This window comes from Kitasatospora sp. NPDC056184 (genome assembly GCF_042268405.1).
Lineage (GTDB): Bacteria > Actinomycetota > Actinomycetes > Streptomycetales > Streptomycetaceae > Kitasatospora.
On the sequence record NZ_JBHJUI010000001.1, the window covers coordinates 576,489 to 595,336 of the forward strand.

The following is an 18,848-nucleotide window of genomic DNA, read 5'->3' on the forward strand; positions in this document are numbered from 1 at the left end:
GTGCGGTTCGCAGGGCAGTGGCGATCACGGGGTCTTGCACGGGAACCCCCGTTCCGGTGGCCGTACCCCCGTTCTCCAAGGTAGGCCCGGGTCTCGCGGGGCGCGCGGGGAGCCCGGCCGGGTCCCGCCGGCGGTCACGTTCCGTCCTCGCCGCCGTGGCGACCGGGAGTGACCACGACTGCGGTGCGTCACAACTGACGAGCGGTCGACGCCGCCGAACGGTTGGACCGGGCCCGCCGGTTCGGCCGAACCGCCGTCAGCTCATGGCGAGCAGCATGTAGAACATGCCCATCGCCATCACCGTGCGTCGCGCGGCGACCAGCCCGGACGAGGTCAGGGCGGCAGGTCCGCCCGCGCCGGTGGGTCGGGCCCCGTCGGCGGCCGGGCGCGGGAGCAACGAGCCGGCGCCGCGGACGGCGTAGCCCAGGAAGTACGCGGCCAGGGCGAGCAGCGCCCACGCCGGCACGGCGGAACCGACACCCGCGTGGGCGGCACCGCCACCGGCGTGCTGGTGCGCCGGTGCCGTGCACAGCACCAGCGCGGCCATCGCGGCCGCGCTGAGGAGGTGGTGGGGGTAGTGCCTCCAGGTGCCCGCGAACGCCGAGCGGGGCCGGCGGCACAGCCGGCTCACCAGGAGGAGTGTCGGCCGGAGCACCGACGCGGTGAGCAGGGCCGCCCACAGGGCGGGGGACAGCGGGTCGAACGCCGGTGCCATCATCCCGGCCATCGCGAGTGCCATGACGATCTCGGCCGGCTCCAGCCGGCGGTCCGGGCAGCCGCGTCCCACGACGACGAGGACGCAGTGAACCGTGCAGCAGACGGCCAGGGCGATCAGCAGGGCGGTGGCGATCACGGGTTCATGCACGGGAACCCCCGTTCCACGGGCTCCCTCTCCACGGTAGGCCGGGCCGCCGTGCGACGCTCGGGGAGAACCGGGAGACTGGTCAGCCCGCGGAACCCCGGCCCCGTCCGCGCCGCCACCACCAGCCACCGGCGGCAGCGGCGAGCACGACGACAACGCCGACGGCGACGGGGAGCGCGGGCGACGAGCCGCCGTCCTCACCGGCGGAGGCGGGCGTCACGCTCGGTGCGGCGGTGCCTTCGGCCGTGGAGCCCGTCGGGAGCGCGGTGGCACCCGGTGACGCCGGCGCGAGCTTCAGGACGGGCGCGGGATGTTCCGGCTCGACGCCGTTCTGCGGTAGTTCGATCCAGCGGTCGACGTGGCCGTCACCGTAGGTCTCCAGCGTCTTGAAGACCACCTCGCCGGTGTTGGGCAACTGCCTGATGGTGATCCTGTGCACGACGTCCTGGCCCACCGCCAGCGCGGGGCCGCCGACCGTGTAGCCGTCCGCGGCAGCGGTGAAACTCCAGCCGGCCGGGGCGTCGGCGAGGGCCACGTCGCCCGGGGTGATCCCCTCCGGCAGGACGACCTGCACCTTCGCGAATCCCGCGGTGCCCGACTCCGCCTCACCGGTGAAGGTGACCGTCACGTTCGTGGCCAGGGCCCGGGCGTCGTCCGACGCGACCTCGACGTGCGCGAGGGCCGTGGTCGCGCCGAGCGCGACCGCGGCGGCCGCCGACGCGGCGACCGTCACGGCGCGGGCGACAGAGTGTGAGCGGGACACGGACACCGAACCCTCCCGGCGACGGTGGCCGCCCTGGGCACGACCACGACTCAGCCATCGTGCACCAGCCGGGCCCGCGCCGCCCACGGAGTCGGCGTGGCGGCTGACCCTCTTGCAGGCCCCGCAGCAGTTCGTCGGCCCGTAGCTGTGGGACCGCACCCCGGTGCCGCGACAGATCACCGGAAGGGCGACCGCCAAGATCGCGCCCGAGCCATTGGCGATCGGTGACACGCAGACCCGGACGACCGGAGCCGTGCGGCATTCCCCGACAGGCGGTGACCGGCAGGAGCCGGGTGACGTCGTGGCGGTTGCCGCCGGTCGGCGTGATGGCGGGCGGAGCCCGCGCTGCCGCTCCGGTCGGGCACCATGAGCAGCGTGAATGCCAACGCAAACTCAGTATTCGAAGAACTCGTCCGCTGGTGCGGTGAGCTCGACGACCTCGTGAAAGCCGCAAACCGCGCAGATCCGTCGTCGCCCTGCGCCATCGTGGACCGCGCCGCTGTCGAGGCCGCGCTTGCCAAAGCCGCGGGCGGCCTCGTGCCACTCGGCGAGCTCACCACCTGGGCCCACGCTGTTCACCTCAGCGACGGCGTGGACATCGAGGACGGTCACGAAGACCTCGTGACACAGTTCCTCTTCGAGGCCTCCACGCCGGAACTCTTCGAACCGATCACACCTGAGTTCTGCCAACGCTGGCTGGACGAGGTTCGGGTCTCACTCGCGAACCCGCCGGGCATCGGGCGTTGAACGACAAGCTCAGCCGTGGGTGCGAGTTCACTCGAAGGCGCTGAAGAGCCGGGCCGTGCCGTCGAGACGCGCAGGTCGGTGGGTTGCGGAGCCGCAGTGCCGTCGTCGGACCCCGGTCCTGGTGCGGCCAGGCCGAGGGGACGATGACGCCCCGGACCGTGATTGTCGGCCAGTCGTCGCGCAGGTACGGGCTGTCGGCGCCGCCGGCCAGGAAGGCCGACGGCGCCTACCGCCAACGTGATTGGTAAGTCGGTGAGTCGGTCTCGTCAGGCGAATCGCCGACGAGCGCGACGCCCCGGGCGCTGTCGTAGCCGGGCCGTTGTCGACGACTTCTTGTTGATCGTGCGGCTACTCCGTGCCACCGGCGGGGCCGATGAGCTCGATGGGGACCGGGCAGGATGCCATGAGCCGGTCCAACTCCTCCTGAGCCGCGGGAGCTTGGGCCGCGCGCAAGCGGCTCCTGGTGTGGCGGGCGGCGCCGGGGCGGTGGCCCGGTGGGGTGGAGGCCGGGGCGGCGGGTGGTGCGGTGACGAGGAGGAGACCGGCCACGCGGTCGGGGTGGGCGGTCGCGTACCGCACGGCCGGTGCGGCGGTGGTCCGGTGGGTGACCAGGACGGGGCGGGTGCCGACCGGGGCGAGGAGAGCGGCGAGCCACGTCTCGTCCTGGGCGGGGGTGCCGGCGGTGCGGCCGGTCCCGGGGAGGTCCGCGGCGAGGGCGGGAGCGGGGAGGCTGGTCGTGACGTCCCGCCAGGCGGCGGTGTCCGCGTCCGCGTCCGTGCCCGTGTCCGTGCCCGGACCGCGGAGCAGGACGTGGCCGGGGTGCCGGCGCTCGCCGTCGAGGTAGGTGCGGATCCCGGCGATGTCGGCGAACGTGCCCGTCGTCGGGAGGGAGGGGGCGGCCTCGCCGAAGCCGTCGGCGACGAGTCGTGTGGCCCACCGGCGCAACAGCTCGTCCACGGGCGGGTGGTGGAGGCCGGCGGCGCGGGCCAGGCGGTCGGCGGACGCCGTGTCGTAGCGGTCCTCGGAGAGGAAGGTGAGGGTCTCCGGGTCGGCGCCGGTGAGTGCGCGGGGCAGCCGTCGGACGAGGCCGACCGGTACCCGTCCCCGGGGTGCGGGCACGCCCAGGTGGTCGGCGAGCAGGGCGACCAGCTCGGGGAGGGGCGGGGTGGCCGGGTCGAGCACGGTGTGGGCGTGGGCCGGTCCGCGGTCGTGCTCCGGGACGGCGGCGAGGAACCGGGTCAGGTGGTCGATCGCGACCACCGGGACGAAGGTGCGGGCCGTTCCCGGCAGCAACGGAAGGCGGCCGGACCAGAGTTGGCGGACCAGCCCGGCCAGGCCGAGGTACTGGCCGGCCTCGCCGGTGGCCGAGTGGCCGATGACGCTGCTCGGGTTGACCGTCGTCAGCGGTACGCCGAGCCGGTCGGCCGTCACCCGGACGGCGGCGTCGCCGAGCTGCTTGGACGCCTCGTACGCGCCGAGCCGGGCGTAGAGGGCGTCGGCCTCGGCGGGCGGCAGCGGGTGACGGGGCGCGGTGTCCCGGCCGACCCGGTACCCGGAGACGTGGACCAGCCGGCGCAGCCGCGGTCGTTCGGCGGCCCAGTGCAGGGCGGTGAGCGCGCCGTCGACGTTGGCGGTGTGGGCCGCTGCCCGGTCGAGGCCGAAGCTGTAGCGGGCGGCGAGGTTGTGGATGTCGCGGACCTCGGCGAGGCGGGCGTCGTCCTCGGGGGTGAGCCCGAGTCCGGGGCGGGTGAGGTCGGCGGCGACGGTGGTGAGCGGGTGGTCGTCGACGCCGTGTGCGCGTAGCCAGCGGCGGAGCTCGTCGGATCGCCCGGCGCCGGGGCGGACGGTGGCGGCCGTCGGCTCGCCGCGGCCGAGGAGTTCCAGGACCAGCCAGCGGCCCAGGAATCCGGTGGCGCCGAGGACGAGGGAGGTTGGCGGGGGCTGTGCAGTGCTCATGGTTGGGAGCTCCGATTCTGTAGACCGGTCTGCATATTTTTTCGGCATGGGGACTGGAGTGGGAGGGCTGCGGACCGGTCGGACGGTCAATCAGTAGACCGGTCTGCATATTTTGGCGCGAGGAGAGAGTGGGGGAGCGGTGGGCAGGCGGCCCATGAATCAGTAGACCGGTCTGCATATTTTTCGGGCGCGCCACCGGCCCGGCCCATCGCGGCCCTGGAGTCAGCGGGCGGGCTGCGGTGCCCGGTCGGCCTGCGCGGTGATCAGGTGGCGTACGGCGTGGGACGCGTCGAGCAGCGGTTCCACGGAGCGGCGCACCTGGGCGAGCAGAACGGCGCCCTCCAGCAGGGCGAGCGCCTGCCCGGCGGCGACGTCCGCCTCGGCGGGCCCGAAGCCCTCGGCCGCCAGCCGCTGCGCGAGCACGCGCTGCCAGCCCGCGTACACCTCCGCGCAGACCAGGCGCAGGCTCTCGTTGCCGCCCGCGACCTCCAGGGCGACGGTAGCGATCGGGCAGCCCTTGGTGAAGCCGGACTGCGTGAGGCGGTCGGCGAAGGCCTGGGCCAGGGCGGTGAGCACGGCTGCCGTGTCGGCGCCGCCGCGGGCGAGTTCGGCGAGCCGGTCCTCGACCTCCTGGCCGGCCTGGGTGAGCGCGGCGGCGACCAACTGGTCCTTGCCCTCGGGGAAGTGGAAGTACAGCGATCCGCGGGGTGCGCCGCTCTCCGCCACCACCTGGTTGAGGCCCGTGCCGAAGTAGCCGTGTGCCTCGATCAGGCTCCGGGTGCCGGCGATCAGCCGGGCGCGGGTCTCTTCGCCTTTGACTCCCATGCGGAAAACTGTAGACCGGTCTGCATATTTTTGTCGACGGGCTTTCTGCTGCACAGGGTTGACGGTTCGCCGGTTTCGCGGCCGGGCCTTGATCGCATACGGTTCCGCGCATGACAAAGAGTCACCCGTCGACCCCTTCCGCGCAGTACGACCGCACCGGTCGCACCGGCCTGATCGCCGCGCTGCTCGCGTCCGCACTCGGCGTCACCACCGTCGTGCTGACCGCCCAGCACGCGGCCTCCGCCGCCCGCCCGGCAGTTGCGGAAGCGGCCCCCGCGACCCCCGCCGCTCCCGCGACCCCCGCCCCCGGCGAGGTCGTCGTCGACGAGGGCTTCAGCGGCCCCGGCCTCCCCGCCGGCTGGACCGCCGTCGAGGGCAGCTGGAAGGTGGAGAACGGCCGCCTCGTCGGCGCCTCCACCGACTGGAACCAGCAGACCCGCATCACCTTCGGCCGCCACCTCACCGACTTCCGCATCGAGGTGACCGCCCGTTTCGAGACGGTCGTCGACGCCGCCCGCTGGACGGCACTCGGCCTGGACGTCCCCACGAGCGGCGCCACCCCGTGGTCGATCGCCACCATGCGCTCCGGCACCACCGCCGCCAACGGCCTGGAGTTCGCCCAGCGCACCACCGCCGACACCTGGAACGTCACCAACACCGCCACCGCCCCCTCCGCCGCGGGCACCGGCCGCGACGTCCGGATCGCCGTCGAGGTGCACGGCACCACCGCCCGCTGGCTGTTCGACGGCCGGGAGGTCATGCGCACCACCCAGACCGCCCGCAGCGCCGACGGCGGCCAGGCCCTGCTCGTCAACGGCTCGCAGGTGTCCTTCGACGACCTCAAGGTCACCGCGCTCGCCCCGGGGGCCTTCGTCCGCCGGCCGGGCGCGCCGCTCACCGTGTTCGCCCACCGCGGCGCCTCCTCCGCCGCACCCGAGAACACCCTCCTCTCCGACGAGGTCGCCCGCCGGGCCGGCGCCGACTGGATCGAGAACGACGTCCAGCCCAGCCGGGACGGCGTGCCGTACGTCCTGCACGACGACACGGTGAACCGCACCACCAACGGCACCGGTCGGATCCGCGACCTGACGTCCGCCCAACTGGACGGCCTGGACGCCGGCTCCTGGTTCGCCCCGGCCGCGGCCGGGGCACGGGTGCCGAGCCTCGCCGCCCAACTGGACGACCTGCGCGCCCGCGGCGGCAGCCTGCTGCTGGAGATCAAGGGCCCGCACACCCGCGACGAGGTCGCCCGGATCGTCAAGGACATCCGCGACCACGGCATGACCGGCCGGGTCCTGGTCCAGAGCTTCGAGGTCGACGCCCTGCGCCACACCCGCGAACTCGCCCCCGACCTGCCGCTCGCCCTGCTGCGCGGCGACCTCGACGCCGACCCGGTGGCGGTCGCCCGCGACCTCGGCCTGTCCGCCTACAACCCCGCCGACGCCGCCCTCGCGGCCCGCCCCGGTGTGATCGCGGCCCTGCACGCGGCCGGTGTCGCCGTCAACGTCTGGACCGTCGACACCGCTGCCCGCTGGAAGGCGCTGGACGCCGCCGGTGTCGACGGTGTCATCACCAACCGCCCTGCCGAGCTGGCCGGTTGGCTCGCCGCCCGCCAGTAGCCGCACACCGTACGGGCGCCTCGCCGGCCCGGTCCTCGTGCGGGGCCGGGCCGGTGGTACCGTTCACCACCGGGAACGACCGCCGCGAACGGCAACCTGGGACGACAGTCGGGGACGACAGCCGGGAACGACGGCCGCAACGGAGTGGCGATGGAACGCGCGACGACCGGCCGAACACCCGACGGGCGGCGCACGGTCGACTTCCACGCCCGGCAGGCCGTGGCCGACGGACGCGTCGTCGAACTGACCTACGTCGACTGCCGACTCCGGCTCGGGCTCATCGAACAGGGCGAGGACTTCCGCGACGCCGGGGAGCTCGGCGTCCGGGTCCGGAACCACCACTGGCTCTCCGAGCGCAAGCTCCGCGTGCACCTCGCCCACCTGCGCGCGAAGCTGGGCCCGGCGTGGGTCGAGAGCACCGCCCGGGGCCACCGCCTGGGCCGCCCCCGGCCTCCGCTCCCGGGGGCAGCGGAGGCAGCGGAGGCAGCGGGAACGGCGGAACGGCGGAAACATCCTGGTCGTACGAGGCCATGACGCCTGGAGATCACGGGCGGCGGTGACCGGCGGCTGCTGACCATGCCGGCCGACCCCTCACCCGGACTGCCCGCCGTCACCGGCCGGCGGTGCTGGCGCAAGGACACCGACAAGCCCTGACCCGCGCCGCCCTACAGCGTGCCGAAGCTCGCCGAGCCCGTCGGGTGGTAGGTGTGGGCGGTGACGCCGGACGGGGTGGTGCGGGTGCCCGCGAGGCGGAAGGCGGTGGGCGGGCCCGCCTCCGGGAAGAGGCGGTGGCCGGTGCCCAGCCGGACGGGGGCGGTGACCAGGTGGTACTCGTCGATGACGCCGTGCGGCATCAGGGCACGGGCGAGGGCGCCGCTGCCGTGGATCTGGATCTCGGTGTCGCCCAGCCGGTCCTTGAGCGCGGCCACCTCGGCGGGCAGGCCGCCGGGAGCGGCGCCGGTGAGCACGGCGGTGTTGTACCAGGCCGGGTCGCGCAGGGTGGTGGAGGCGACGTACTTGGGCAGCGCGTTGAGCGGGGCGGCGATCGGGTGCGCGGGGTCGGTCACCTTCGGCCAGTAGCCCGCGAAGATGTCGTAGGTGCGGCGGCCGAGCAGGAAGGCGCCGGCGCGGCCGAGCACGCCGTTCATCAGCGCGCCGAGCTCCTCGTCGGCGAACGGGTACAGCCAGCCGCCGTGGGCGAAGCCGTCCTCGCGGTCCTCGTCCGGCCCGCCGGGGGCCTGCATCACGCCGTCGAGGGTCAGGAAGGTGGTCAGGACGAGCGTGGCCATCAGGGGTCTCCCCGGTCGGACGGTCGGATGTCGCCCCCCGGGACCCAGGATCCCGGACGGGGCCCGCGCCGGCGCAGCGCCACGCCGGTGGGGCGGCGCGCGGGCGGGTCTGGAAGAGTGCGGGGCATGAGACTTCGCTGCGCCGTACTCGACGACTTCCAGGGTGTCGCCACCACGATGGCGGACTGGTCGCCGGTGGCCGACCGGGTGGAGGTCGTGGCGTTCCGCGAGCATCTCGGCTCGGAGGACGAACTCGTCGCGGCGATCGCGGACTTCGACATCGTCGTCACCCTGCGCGAGCGGATTCCCTTCCCGGCCGCCGTCCTCGCCCGGCTGCCCAGGCTGCGGCTGCTGGTCGCCTCGGGGATGCGGAACTCGGTGATCGACCACGCGGCGGCCCGCGCGCACGGGGTGACGGTCTGCGGGACGGCCAGTTCCTCGACGCCGCCCGTGGAGCTGACCTGGGCGCTGCTGCTCGGGCTGGCCCGGGGAGTGGTGGAGGAGAGCACGGCGCTGCGCACCGGCGGGCCGTGGCAGAGCACGGTGGGCGCCGACCTGGCGGGGCGCCGGCTGGGGCTGCTGGGCCTCGGGAAGATCGGTGCCCGGGTGGCCCGGGTGGGGCTCGCGTTCGAGATGGACGTGGTCGCGTGGAGCCCGAACCTCACCGACGAGCGGGCGGCCGGGGCGGGGGTACGGCGGGCCGGGTCGCTGGCGGAACTGCTGGGCGGGAGCGACTTCGTCTCCGTGCACCTGGCGCTCGGCGAGCGCAGCCGAGGCCTGCTGGGCGCGCCGGAGCTGGCGCTGATGAAGCCGGACGCGTACCTGGTCAACACCTCCCGGGCGGCGATCGTCGACCAGGAGGCGCTGCTGGCCGCGCTCGCGGAGGGCCGGATCGCGGGGGCGGCGGTGGACGTGTTCGACCAGGAGCCGCTGCCGTCCGGCCACCCGATGCGCAGCGCGCCCCGGCTGCTGGCCACACCGCACCTGGGGTACGTGTCGCGGGACAACTACCGCCGGTACTACGGCGAGGCGGTGGAGGACATCGCGGCGTTCCTGGCCGGGGCACCCGTCCGCGTCCTCGGCTGACGGCCGGCGGCCCGCCACCCCCCATGGCCGGGGGTGGCGGGCCGCCCGGGTCGTCAGGCGACCGACACCGCGCTCCAGGCGGCGGCGACGGCCTTGTACTCGGTGCTGTTGAGGCCGTACAGGTCCTTGGCGGCGTTCAGGGACGCGGCGCGCGCGCCCTTGTAGTCCGTGGTGGACGTCATGTAGACGGTCAGCGCGCGGTACCAGATCTTCGCGACCTTCTGGTTGCCGATGCCGGTGACCGTCGAGCCGTTGCAGGTCGGGCTGTTGTAGGCGACGCCGTTGACGGTCCTGGCCCCGCTGCCCTCGCTGGCCAGGTAGAACCAGTGGTTGCCGACGCCCGAGGAGTTGTGCACGTCGAGCTGGCCGACCTTGCGGCTCCAGCAGTCGGCGGAGCTGCCGTCCAGCGAGGGCTTGTCGAAGCGGCGCAGCCACGGCGGGGTGGACTGGTCGCTGAACAGGTAGTCGCCCTTGTCCACCGCGTTGTTGGCGTACCACTCGACCATGGTGCCGAAGATGTCGGAGGTGGCCTCGTTGAGGCCGCCGGACTCGCCGCTGTAGCGGAGGTTGGCGGTGGCGCTGGTGACGCCGTGGGTCATCTCGTGGCCCATGGTGTCGAGGTCGACCTGCTCGGGGTCGGTGACGCCGTCGCCGTCGCCGGTCATCATGCAGAAGCAGCTGTCGGACCACTGGGCGTTGTCCCACTTGGTGCCGACGTGCACGAAGACGGTGGCGCCCTTGCCGTCGTTCTTGATGCCGCTGCGGTTGAAGGTGTTCTTGTAGTAGTCGTACGTCCAGGCGGTGTTGGCGTGGGCGTCGACGGCCGCGGTGGCGCGGTCGGTGGAGAACTTCTTCCCGTCGCCCCAGACGTTGTCGGCGTCGGTGTAGAGGGTGCCGGAGTTCGCGTTGATCGCGCCGGCGGAGACGTTGTGCGCGTCCTTGGTGGTGTGGCCGCGCAGCGGGTCGATCAGCGCGTAGCCGCCGCCGCTCTGGGCGGTGGTGTCGATGGTGATGTCACCGGTGTACTCGGAGTGGCCGGTGCCGCTCGCCCGGTGCTCGGAGTCGTAGGCCTCGATCTGCTCGCCGGTGGTGGCGTCGGTGACGATGACGCGGCCGGCGGGCTGGCCGTGGTCTCCGTTGCCCTGGACGGTGGTGCGCCAGGCGAGGCGCGGGGTGCCGTCGGCGGCCCAGACGACGAGTTCGGGGGTGCTGCTGGCGTCGCCGATCCCGGGGGCGGCCGCCAGTGCGCGGCCGGCGGTGAGCTGGGCGGGGACCTTGGGGACGATCGTGCGGACGGCGGCGTCGTGGGCGGCCGCGCGGGAGGAGTCCTTGAGCCGGCCGCGGGCGTCCTGGTGGACCACCAGGTCGCCGCCGACCACGGGCAGGCCGAGGTAGGTGCGGTCGAAGCGGACGTGCTGGGTGCCGTCGGCGTCGAGCACGACGTCCTTGACGACCAGGTCCTGGCCGTCGGCGAAGCCGAAGACCGCGGCGTTGCGGGCGACGTTGGCCCGGGCCTGGGCGATCGCGGCGTCCCGGCCGGTGGGGGCGGCCGAGGCGGTGCCGGCGGTGACGGTGGCGGCGACCAGCGCGGCGGTGGCGGCTATGGCTCCGGCCGTGAGGCGGCGGCGAGAAGAGGAGGAGGGGCTCACTCTGACTCCAGTCGGGGATGCTGCGTGGCGCAGTGATGAGGGATGCGAAGAGATTGACGGTGATCAGTCATGAAGAGCTAGAGTCAGCGTCAGTTCTTTGCCAAATCTTGTCCCGTACTGATCAAAAGTGATCGATCGTGAGCAGTCCGTTTACGCTCCTGCCATGACGACCCCCCAGCTCCCGGCCCTCGACCTCCTCTGGCGCGGCGAGTTCACCGACCACGAAGTCGACGCCCTGCACCGCACCGCCTTCGGTGGTGCGGACGCTCCCGACGGCGCCCCCACGCCCTGGCGCGCCCGGCTGGAGCGCCACAGTCTCGGCTGGGTCTGCGCCCGCCCGGCTCCGGACGGCCCGCTGCTCGGCTTCGTCAACGTCCTCTGGGACGGCGGCGTCCACGCCTTCCTCCTCGACACCGCCGTCGCCCCGGCCGCCGGGCGCTGCGGCCTCGGCACCCGGCTGGTTGCCGCGGCCGCCGACAACGCCCGCGCGGCCGGCTGCGACTGGCTGCACGCCGACTTCGAACCCCATCTGCGCGCCTTCTACCTCGACGCCTGCGGCCTCCGCCCCACCGACGCCGGCCTGCTCCGGCTCTGACCTCCGTTCCGGCCCCGGCTCAGGCCTCCACGCCGGCCTCCACGCCGGCCTCCACGCCGGCCTCCACGCCGGCCTCCACGCCGGCCTCCACGCCGGCCTCCACGCCGGCCTCCGCTCCGGCCTCCGTTCCGACCCCGACCCCGACCCCGGCTCCGACCCCGCCCAGGCCCCAAGTGGTCGGCTTCGTAAGTCCTTCGGGGGCTGACGCTGTGGGAGCTCCCGTGCCAGGTGGTGGCGTAGAACCCGGGCGAAGGGGCGAGTTGACCTTCAAGTTGGATGAACGTCGACAATCGGTGCCATGGACGGCACCACGGAACTACTCAGCATCAGCGCATTCGCGCGGCGGGTCGGTCTCGCTCCGAGCGCCCTGCGTTTCTACGACGACTGCCGCGTTCTGCGGCCGGCGTGGGTTGATGGGGCGACGGGATACCGCTTCTACAGTCCTGCGCAGGAGGCCCGTGCCGCTCTCCTGCGCGGTCTGCGGGTAGCGGGACTTCCGCTGGCTGAAGTTACCGTGGTGCTCGACGGGCCCGAGCGCGAGGGTCGAGAGGTGCTGGAGCGGCACTTGGAGAGGATGCGGGACCAGACGCAGACGGCCGAGGCCGCCATCGCCGCGGTTCTGCGTTCCCTCTCGACTGCCGCCAGCATGACGGAAGCGCGAATCGGCGGCGTGGAGTTGGCCAGTGCGGTACGCCAGGTGGTGCCGGCCGCGACTTCCGACGTGGAATTCCCTGCGCTGGGTTGCGTCCTCATCGAGATCGATGACGGCGAGGTGCGTCTGGTGGCTACCGATCGCTATCGCCTGTCGATGCGCGTCCTGAGGCCGGCGGCACTCGACGGAGGGCCTTGCCGTCTGCTGGTGCGCGCGGCTGACCTGATCGAGTTCGGGCAATGGGCGGCGCGAGTCCACGAGGTCACCATCCAGGTCGGACCTGACGGCGCCCGCGTACGCAGTACGGCAGAGTCCCGTGCCCTGGTGACGGTCGATGACCTGTTCCCCGCCTACCGCGAGATGCTCTCGGCTCTGGCCCCGCCCGAGTACCGCGTGATCGTGGATCGCCTGGCCCTGCGTGAGGCGGTCAACAGCCGCGCAGACGCTGCTCGTATCGCTCTGCGCTTCGCCGACGACGAGCTGGTCGTCTCGCTTGCCGATCACTCCAACGCCGCCACCCTGCCTGCGGTCTGCCATGAAGACCTGTCCCAGCGGATCGGGTTCGACCCCGCCGTCCTGGGCCCCGCGCTGGAGGCCAGTGTCGGGCCCGACGTTCTGTTGGAGATCTCCGCCGTAGATCGGCCTGTCGTGGTGCGTTCCGCAGACCAGGGCAGCTTCACCACGCTGATCATGCCCGTCGCCCTCGACGCCTCCAGCTGATTCTTCCTCAACACCGCATCCCCATCACCTCAGGAGAACCGTGATCGACCCCGAGAACCCCGTCGTGCAGTTGTGCGCGCAGGGTATGCAAGCCGAGACCGAAGGACGAGACGTCCGAGCACGGGACCTGTTCCTTCGAGCCTGGGAAGCGGCCGAGGACGACTACGACGCCTGCATCGCCGCGCACTACCTCGCCCGGCACCAGCCGACCCCGCAGGAGACTCTGCGCTGGAACCAGGAGTGCCTGACCCGGGCCGACAAAGTCGGCGACGACCGTGTCCGCGGCTTCTACGCCTCAGTTCACGGCAACATGGCCCGGGCCCACCGGGACCTGGGCCAGATCGAGCAGGCCCGCGAACACTTCGAGTCCGCCGCCGAGCACATCGACGACGTCCCCGCCGGCCCTCACCAGCAATGGCTCCGCTACCGCATCGCCGCAGGACTGCGTGCCACCGCCCGGCCCGCACCACAGCAGCACGAAGACCCGGTCGGCGAACTCCTCACCACGCTCTGCGCACGCACGGACCTCGAAGCCCTGAGTCTGCTGCTGCCCCCGTACATGGGCAGCCTCGGCACACCCGAGGACGAGGAACGCGTCACCACCGCCCTGCGCATGCTCCATGCCGAGCGTCGCCTTCCCGACGAAGAACAGGCCGCCCTCGGCCACGCGATCAAGGTCCGGTCCGCCGCGTGAGCACCCGCGATCCCCGGTGACAAGCGCGTAGACCACCGGCCGCCGTCCTGGGCGCCGACAAACCTTCAACAATCACGATGGCCCGCCGACCTGACGGTCGGCGGGCCATCAACATGCCGGTCACTACCGCTATTCCGCCTCCTTGAAGGCCGTCAACCGTCTGACCAAGGCGTTTCCGAACGCGGTCATGGTCCACACCTCCGTGCACGCCTCCTGGACCCATCAGATCGAGATCTTCTTCTCGATCGTCCAGCGCAAGGTCGTCCACCCCAACGACTTCACGGACCTGACCCAGGTCTGGGACCGGCTCCGAGCATTCGAAGACCGCTACAACGCCCACAACGCCACGGCACAGCCGTTCCAGTGGAGGTTCACCACCTCCGACCTGGACGATCTGCTGGCCGGACTCGACCGGCACACCGCCGATCACCAGGAAGAATCCTCGTTCCGCCCCGCCGCATGATCAACCCCCGAAGGACTTCCGGAGCTGACCACTAAGCTCGCGGGATGGACGGATGGGTGGGGGCCTGGACCGGCGGGCGGCGCGCCGTGCACATCGGCAACGTCGCCGACTTCAACGAGCAGTTCATCGACCAGGACGGGCGCCGGCCGCAGGACGCCGACCGGCGCGCACGCCGCCTGCGCCAGGCGCACCACTACGCGGGTCTGGCCGTCGCCTACGGACCCGACCCCGCCGCCCTGGTGCTGCCCGCCGAGGTCGACCGGGCCTGGATCGACCTGCTCGCCCGCGAACTCGACTGGGGCCCGGTCGAGTCGTACACCGGCATCGCCCCCGGCGGTACGGTGGCCCGCGCGCTCGCCGACCGCCCCGCGCTGGCCGAACGGCTCGCCGGCGCCCCCGGCCCCGTGCTGCACTGGGGCCGCACCGCCGACCTCGGCGACGGGCCGGAACTGGCCGCCGTGCGCCGCTACGAGTCCAAGGCCGCCGCGCACGAGCTGTTCACCGCGCTCGCCCCCGGCCACCCCGAGGTCCGGGTGCCCCGGCAGGAGCACGCCGACACCCCGCGCCGCGCCGCCCGGCGGCTGGCCGCCAGAGCCGCCCGGGGACTCACCACCGTGCTCAAGTCCCCGTACGGCGTGGGCGGTTACGGCACCGCCGTGATCACCCCGCAGCACCTCCTCGCGGCCGGCGGCGCCCGGGCCCTGCTGCGCCGCCTGGTCCGCGAGGACGTGCTGCCGCCCGGCGGCGACCTGCTGCTGGAGGAGTACGTGGACGGCGGCCCGGCCGGCTCGGACCGGCTGCGCGACCTCACCTTCGACGCGGTGATCGGCGCCGACGGGCGGGTGCACCCGGTCGGGGTCGGCGAGATGGCCGTCGACGGCACCCGCTACCAGGGGGTGACGATCGGCCCGGGCGTGGTGCCGCCCGGCGCCGCGGCCGCCGCGGAACGGTTCGGGCTCGCGGTGGGGGAGCGGCTGGCCGCCGCCGGCCACCGCGGCTGGTACGACGTCGACTTCGTCACCGACCGGGACCGCAGGCTCGCCCCGACCGAGGCCAATCTGCGGCTCACCGGCCCGGCGGTCGCCTTCGTGCTGCGCCACCGCCTGGACGAGGTGCGCGGCCCCGGCCACCTGGTCCGCACCCTGGACGCCATGCCGCTGGGCGCCCGCCTCTCCCAGGAGGCGCTGTTCGGGCACCTGGAGGGGCTGCGCCCGCGGTGCGCGCGGCTCGGCGTGACCGTCCTGCCGCTGATCGTGACGGCCTGCTACGAGCCGGAGCCCGCCGTGGGCCTGGCGCTGGCGGCGCGCGGCGAGCGCGCCGCCGAGGCGCTGGACGCGGCGCAGTCCCTGCTCGGGGCGGCCCACCACGCGCTGGGGCGGATGTTCGAGGCCTTGCGCTGACGGACCGGAGCGCCGTCGGCGGGCCCGAACGGCGGCCCCGGAGGGCGGCCCGAACGGCGGCCCCGGGTCAGCGGAGCTGCTTCGGCTGCCAGGTGAGGAAGCGCACCACGACCGCCGCCGCGACCATCAGCGCGATGTTGAACACGTAGACCAGCCACACCTCGGTGGACAGGACCGAGCGGTCGGCGGTCCGGTACAGGTTGTCCTGCGGCCACCACGAGGCCAGCAGCCAGAACACCGAGACGTGCGCGGCGACCGAGAGCCCGGTCGGCCGCCCGAACCGGGCGGTCACCGCGGCCCCGAAGAGCAGCCAGGTCACGCCGAGCCCGAACGAGGCCCACTCGAAGAGGTAGAGCACGCGGAAGAAGTCGTCGTACGGACCCGGCACCGCCGAGACGTCCGTCGACCCCGGCCAGAGCTTCCGGGTGAGCAGCCAGGCGGCGAACGTGACGGACACCCCGACGAAGAGCGCGCCGCAGCCGAGGAAGGGCTCCGCCCCCGCGGCGTCCCCGGACCGGCCGCCGCCGCCCTTCCCGCGGTACCCCTTGCCGCCGCCCGCCCGGCGCGGCGCCGTGTGGTCGGCCGGGGCGGGCAGCGGCAGCGCGTCCCGGTCGAGCTTGCCCGCCCGGGTGCGCGGCAGGTCGGGCACGGGCACCACGGCGGCGGGCGCCCCGCCCTTCGGCAGCCGGGCGCCCAGGTAGGCCGAGAGCGACCAGCCGTCGGTGTCCGGCGCCCCGGGCTCGGTCACCGCGTACCCGACCAGCTCGCGCCGGCCGCGGGCCACCTCCAGCTCGGCGACGGCCGCCTCCCGCACCCCGGGGTGCCCGCGCAGCTCGGCCTCGGCGCGGGCCGCGAGGCGCACCCGGGCGACCACGGCGGTGGACGCCGCCGGGTCGGCCGGCCCGACCACGCCCGCCGCCCGGGCGACGAAGTGCAGGGTGCCGTCCTCGGCGAGGCGGCCGAGGTCGCCGGTGCGCAGCACCCGCCCGTCCGGGTCGAAGTCCGCCCGGACGAACCGCCGCGCGGTCTCCTCGGGCCGGCCGAGGTAGCCCCGACCGAGGCCGGGCCCGGCGAGGGCGATCTCACCGACCGCCCCGGCCCCGACCGGGCGGCCGTCCGGGCCGAGCACATGGACCCGGGCGCCGGGGAACGGCACGCCCACCACCGACAGCGCACCGCTGCCCGGCACCTCGTCGACGCCCCGTACCTCGAAGTACGTGCTGTCCACCGCGGCCTCGGCCAGCCCGTAGACGTTCACCACCCGGGTGCGGTGGCCGAGCAGCCGCCGCATGGCCAGGTGCTCGTCCAGCCACCACTTCTCGGCGCCGACGGTGAGCAGCCGCAGCCCGGGCAGCCCTCCCTCGCCGCCGGCCGGGCCCGCCCCGGCGAGGTGCTCGGCGAGGCGGCGCGCGGTGCGCACGTTCAGTTCCAGCAGGGTGATCCGCTCGGCGGCCACCAGCGCGGGCAGGTCGGCGATGTCGGCGCCGCGGTCCAGGGTGAGGTTGCGCGGGGCGACCACCAGGGTGGCGCCCGAGCACAGCGCGCGCACCCAGTCGGCCGTGAAGACGTCGAACTCCAGGCTCGCGGCGCTCAGGATCCGGTCGGCGGGCGTGAGGCCGTAGACCCGGCGCCAGCCGTGGTGCACGGCCAGCAGGTTGCGGTGCTCGACCACCGCGCAGCGGGGCGCGCCGGTGGTGCCGGAGGTGGTGAACACCACCGCCGCGTTCTCCGGCCCGATCGCCACCGGCGGCGGCCCGGAGGGCGGTCCACCGGGTCCACCGGATCCACCGGGTCCGTCGAGGCCGGCGGCCGAGTCCACGCAGACCAGCGCCCTGGCACCCGCGTCGGCCAGCCGGATCCGGTGGCTCTCCTCGGTGACCACCAGGACCGGGGAGGCCTCGTCGAGCACGTGCCGCAGCAGCGCGTCCGGCGCGCCCGGCTCCACCGGCACGTACGCGGCACCCGCCTTCAGCACGGCGAGCAGGGCGACGTACACCTCGGTGCCCCGGCCGAGCGCCACGGCGGCCCGGTCGCCCGGGCCGAGGCCGAGGGCGGTCAGGTGGCGGGCCAGCCGGTCGGCCCGCTCGTCCAGCTCACCGTAGGTCAGCTCCCGCCCGGCCCACCGGACGGCGACCGCGCCGGGGGCTCGCCGCGCGTGCTCCTCGAACCGACCGGGAAGCGTCCCGGCCCGTCCGGTGCCCACCTCGACCGGCTCGTACGGTCCCGCCATGCCCACCGCCCCCTCCGACCCGTCCGCGGCCCGCCCGCGACCCGACCCGGCCCTGCGCGCGCACCCGCACCCGCGCCGAGCCCGTTCCGCACCGCTTCCACGCCGCCGCGCCCCGCCCCGGTTCCGCGACCGGTCCTCCCGATCCTTCCGCCAACTCCCGCTCGGGGAAAGGGGCGTGCACCGGCGGTCCGGAGCGGCGGCGGTGTCCACCGCTCGGACACCCGGACCGCCGTCCGGGCGAACGGTTGTACTCTGCACGCGGACGGTCGGCGCCGGGCCCGTCCGGTGCGGCGCCGTGTCCGTGACGCTGCCCGTGACCCCGCCCGGCACCGGACCTGTAGGAGGCCCGCCCGCATGAGCACGCCCGACCCGCGCGCCACCGAGCCCCCCGCCGGCGGGCCCGCCGGGGAACCGCTGCCGCTGCTGCGCGCCCGGGCCGTCGACGTCGTCCGCGACGGGCGCCACCTGCTGCGCGGGATCGATCTCGCCATCCACCCCGGCGAGCACTGGGCGCTGCTCGGTCCCAACGGCGCCGGCAAGTCCACCCTGCTCGCCCTGCTCGGCGCCGTCTCCCACCCCACCCGCGGCGAGGTGGACGTGCTCGGCCGCCGGCTCGGCCGGGTCGACATCCGCGAGCTGCGCGCCCACCTCGGCCACGTCAACCCGCGCCACCCGCTGCGCTCGCCGCTGACCGTGCGCGAGGTGGTGCTCACCGGGATGACCGGCACGATCGAGCCGGACCTGCACCGCAAGCCCTCCCCGGAGGAGCTGGACCGGGCCGAGCAGCTGATCGACACCCTCGGCATGGCGGCTTCCGCGGAGTCCGCGTGGACCACCCTCTCGCAGGGGGAGCGGGGCCGGGCGCTGATCGCCCGCGCGCTGATGCCCAGTCCGCGGCTGCTGCTTCTCGACGAGCCCGCCACCGGGCTCGACCTGACCGCCCGGGAGCTGCTGCTGGACAGCCTGGACCTGCTGCGCCACCAGCACCCGGAGCTGGCCAGCGTGCTGGTCACGCACCATCTGGAGGAGCTGCCGGAGTCCACCACGCACGCGCTGCTGCTGCGCGGCGGGGAGACGGTCGCGGCCGGGCCGGTGGACGCGGTGATGACCACCGAGCTGGTGAGCGCCACCTTCGGGCACCCCATCCGGATCACCCGGCACGAGGGCCGCTGGACCGCCCGGGCCGCCGCCCGGCGCACCCCGGAGGCCTGACCGGGGATCGGCTCTCGAAAGGGGCGCGCACCGCCGGTGCGCGCCCCTTTACCACTTCTTTGCCTTCTTTGCCACGCCCTCCCGCG

17 protein-coding genes are annotated in these 18,848 nt (G+C 74.2%); 10 read left to right on the forward strand and 7 right to left on the reverse strand.

Going from position 1 to position 18,848, the window contains the following annotated elements; translation table 11 throughout:
• Window positions 1-256: 256 nt before the first annotated feature.
• Both ACFC0B_RS01980 and ACFC0B_RS01985 read right to left on the reverse strand, forming a co-directional pair.
• Window positions 257-865 carry a DUF5134 domain-containing protein gene (locus tag ACFC0B_RS01980; RefSeq protein ID WP_376080785.1) on the reverse strand — a complete coding sequence of 203 codons (609 nt, stop codon included), beginning with the start codon at window positions 863-865 and terminating at the stop codon, window positions 257-259.
• Between the two features lie 79 nt (window positions 866-944).
• A complete protein-coding gene (locus ACFC0B_RS01985) occupies window positions 945-1,625 on the reverse strand; it encodes a DUF1775 domain-containing protein (protein WP_376080788.1) in 681 nt (226 codons plus the stop codon).
• A gap of 375 nt (window positions 1,626-2,000) precedes the next feature.
• Between ACFC0B_RS01985 and ACFC0B_RS01990 the strand changes: the two genes are divergently transcribed.
• Window positions 2,001-2,372: a hypothetical protein gene (locus tag ACFC0B_RS01990; RefSeq protein ID WP_376080790.1), complete on the forward strand. Its 372-nt coding sequence runs from the start codon at window positions 2,001-2,003 to the stop codon at window positions 2,370-2,372.
• Window positions 2,373-2,720: 348 nt separating this feature from the next.
• Here ACFC0B_RS01990 and ACFC0B_RS01995 read toward each other — a convergent pair whose 3' ends face one another.
• Together ACFC0B_RS01995 and ACFC0B_RS02000 are read right to left on the reverse strand one after the other, a co-directional pair.
• Window positions 2,721-4,328, reverse strand: a complete 1,608-nt coding sequence (locus ACFC0B_RS01995) for an SDR family oxidoreductase (RefSeq protein ID WP_376080792.1) — start codon at window positions 4,326-4,328, stop codon at window positions 2,721-2,723.
• A 222-nt stretch (window positions 4,329-4,550) separates the two neighbouring features.
• Entirely contained in the window at window positions 4,551-5,153 is a 603-nt protein-coding gene (locus ACFC0B_RS02000) for a TetR/AcrR family transcriptional regulator (protein WP_376080795.1), read from the reverse strand.
• A 110-nt stretch (window positions 5,154-5,263) separates the two neighbouring features.
• Here ACFC0B_RS02000 and ACFC0B_RS02005 point away from each other — a divergent pair, with 110 nt between their 5' ends.
• Window positions 5,264-6,772: a glycerophosphodiester phosphodiesterase gene (locus tag ACFC0B_RS02005; RefSeq protein WP_376080798.1), complete on the forward strand. Its 1,509-nt coding sequence runs from the start codon at window positions 5,264-5,266 to the stop codon at window positions 6,770-6,772.
• A gap of 150 nt (window positions 6,773-6,922) precedes the next feature.
• Window positions 6,923-7,306 (forward strand): hypothetical protein, encoded by a 384-nt coding sequence (locus tag ACFC0B_RS02010; protein ID WP_376080801.1) that lies wholly within the window; start codon window positions 6,923-6,925, stop codon window positions 7,304-7,306.
• 131 nt (window positions 7,307-7,437) lie between these two features.
• On the opposite strand, the gene ACFC0B_RS02015 is transcribed toward ACFC0B_RS02010, so the two are convergent.
• Window positions 7,438-8,061 carry a dihydrofolate reductase family protein gene (locus tag ACFC0B_RS02015; RefSeq protein ID WP_376080804.1) on the reverse strand — a complete coding sequence of 208 codons (624 nt, stop codon included), beginning with the start codon at window positions 8,059-8,061 and terminating at the stop codon, window positions 7,438-7,440.
• Between the two features lie 126 nt (window positions 8,062-8,187).
• Between ACFC0B_RS02015 and ACFC0B_RS02020 the strand changes: the two genes are divergently transcribed.
• Complete coding sequence (locus ACFC0B_RS02020; RefSeq protein ID WP_376080807.1) at window positions 8,188-9,147, forward strand: D-2-hydroxyacid dehydrogenase family protein; 960 nt, start codon at window positions 8,188-8,190, stop codon at window positions 9,145-9,147.
• Between the two features lie 53 nt (window positions 9,148-9,200).
• Here the strand turns inward: ACFC0B_RS02020 and ACFC0B_RS02025 are convergent, their stop codons facing one another.
• Window positions 9,201-10,796 carry a M4 family metallopeptidase gene (locus ACFC0B_RS02025; RefSeq protein WP_376080810.1) on the reverse strand — a complete coding sequence of 532 codons (1,596 nt, stop codon included), beginning with the start codon at window positions 10,794-10,796 and terminating at the stop codon, window positions 9,201-9,203.
• A gap of 163 nt (window positions 10,797-10,959) precedes the next feature.
• On the opposite strand from ACFC0B_RS02025, the gene ACFC0B_RS02030 reads away from it, so the two are divergent.
• The 5 genes from ACFC0B_RS02030 (at window position 10,960) to ACFC0B_RS02050 (ending at window position 15,320) form a co-directional block, all read left to right on the forward strand.
• Complete coding sequence (locus ACFC0B_RS02030; RefSeq protein ID WP_376080813.1) at window positions 10,960-11,391, forward strand: GNAT family N-acetyltransferase; 432 nt, start codon at window positions 10,960-10,962, stop codon at window positions 11,389-11,391.
• 298 nt (window positions 11,392-11,689) lie between these two features.
• Entirely contained in the window at window positions 11,690-12,763 is a 1,074-nt protein-coding gene (locus ACFC0B_RS02035; protein WP_376080815.1) for a MerR family transcriptional regulator, read from the forward strand.
• A gap of 40 nt (window positions 12,764-12,803) precedes the next feature.
• Window positions 12,804-13,457, forward strand: coding sequence for a hypothetical protein (locus ACFC0B_RS02040; RefSeq protein ID WP_376080818.1), 654 nt, complete (start codon window positions 12,804-12,806; stop codon window positions 13,455-13,457).
• 142 nt (window positions 13,458-13,599) lie between these two features.
• Window positions 13,600-13,920 carry a hypothetical protein gene (locus ACFC0B_RS02045; protein WP_376080821.1) on the forward strand — a complete coding sequence of 107 codons (321 nt, stop codon included), beginning with the start codon at window positions 13,600-13,602 and terminating at the stop codon, window positions 13,918-13,920.
• A gap of 44 nt (window positions 13,921-13,964) precedes the next feature.
• A complete protein-coding gene (locus ACFC0B_RS02050) occupies window positions 13,965-15,320 on the forward strand; it encodes a hypothetical protein (RefSeq protein ID WP_376080824.1) in 1,356 nt (451 codons plus the stop codon).
• Between the two features lie 67 nt (window positions 15,321-15,387).
• On the opposite strand, the gene ACFC0B_RS02055 is transcribed toward ACFC0B_RS02050, so the two are convergent.
• Window positions 15,388-17,550, reverse strand: coding sequence for an amino acid adenylation domain-containing protein (locus ACFC0B_RS02055; protein ID WP_376080826.1), 2,163 nt, complete (start codon window positions 17,548-17,550; stop codon window positions 15,388-15,390).
• A gap of 354 nt (window positions 17,551-17,904) precedes the next feature.
• Between ACFC0B_RS02055 and ACFC0B_RS02060 the strand changes: the two genes are divergently transcribed.
• Window positions 17,905-18,762 (forward strand): ABC transporter ATP-binding protein, encoded by an 858-nt coding sequence (locus tag ACFC0B_RS02060; protein WP_376080829.1) that lies wholly within the window; start codon window positions 17,905-17,907, stop codon window positions 18,760-18,762.
• Window positions 18,763-18,848 lie beyond the last annotated feature (86 nt).

Excerpts from the sequence above, each read along its gene's own strand:
- ACFC0B_RS01995 (WP_376080792.1), bottom strand. The coding sequence starts at position 4,328 with ATGAGCACTGCACAGCCCCCGCCAACCTCCCTCGTCCTCGGCGCCACC.
- ACFC0B_RS02020 (WP_376080807.1), top strand. The coding sequence starts at position 8,188 with ATGAGACTTCGCTGCGCCGTACTCGACGACTTCCAGGGTGTCGCCACC.
- ACFC0B_RS02055 (WP_376080826.1), bottom strand. The coding sequence starts at position 17,550 with ATGGCGGGACCGTACGAGCCGGTCGAGGTGGGCACCGGACGGGCCGGG.
- ACFC0B_RS02060 (WP_376080829.1), top strand. The coding sequence starts at position 17,905 with ATGAGCACGCCCGACCCGCGCGCCACCGAGCCCCCCGCCGGCGGGCCC.
- ACFC0B_RS02050 (WP_376080824.1), top strand. The coding sequence starts at position 13,965 with ATGGACGGATGGGTGGGGGCCTGGACCGGCGGGCGGCGCGCCGTGCAC.
- ACFC0B_RS02010 (WP_376080801.1), top strand. The coding sequence starts at position 6,923 with ATGGAACGCGCGACGACCGGCCGAACACCCGACGGGCGGCGCACGGTC.
- ACFC0B_RS02035 (WP_376080815.1), top strand. The coding sequence starts at position 11,690 with ATGGACGGCACCACGGAACTACTCAGCATCAGCGCATTCGCGCGGCGG.
- ACFC0B_RS02000 (WP_376080795.1), bottom strand. The coding sequence starts at position 5,153 with ATGGGAGTCAAAGGCGAAGAGACCCGCGCCCGGCTGATCGCCGGCACC.
- ACFC0B_RS02030 (WP_376080813.1), top strand. The coding sequence starts at position 10,960 with ATGACGACCCCCCAGCTCCCGGCCCTCGACCTCCTCTGGCGCGGCGAG.
- ACFC0B_RS02015 (WP_376080804.1), bottom strand. The coding sequence starts at position 8,061 with ATGGCCACGCTCGTCCTGACCACCTTCCTGACCCTCGACGGCGTGATG.
- ACFC0B_RS02005 (WP_376080798.1), top strand. The coding sequence starts at position 5,264 with ATGACAAAGAGTCACCCGTCGACCCCTTCCGCGCAGTACGACCGCACC.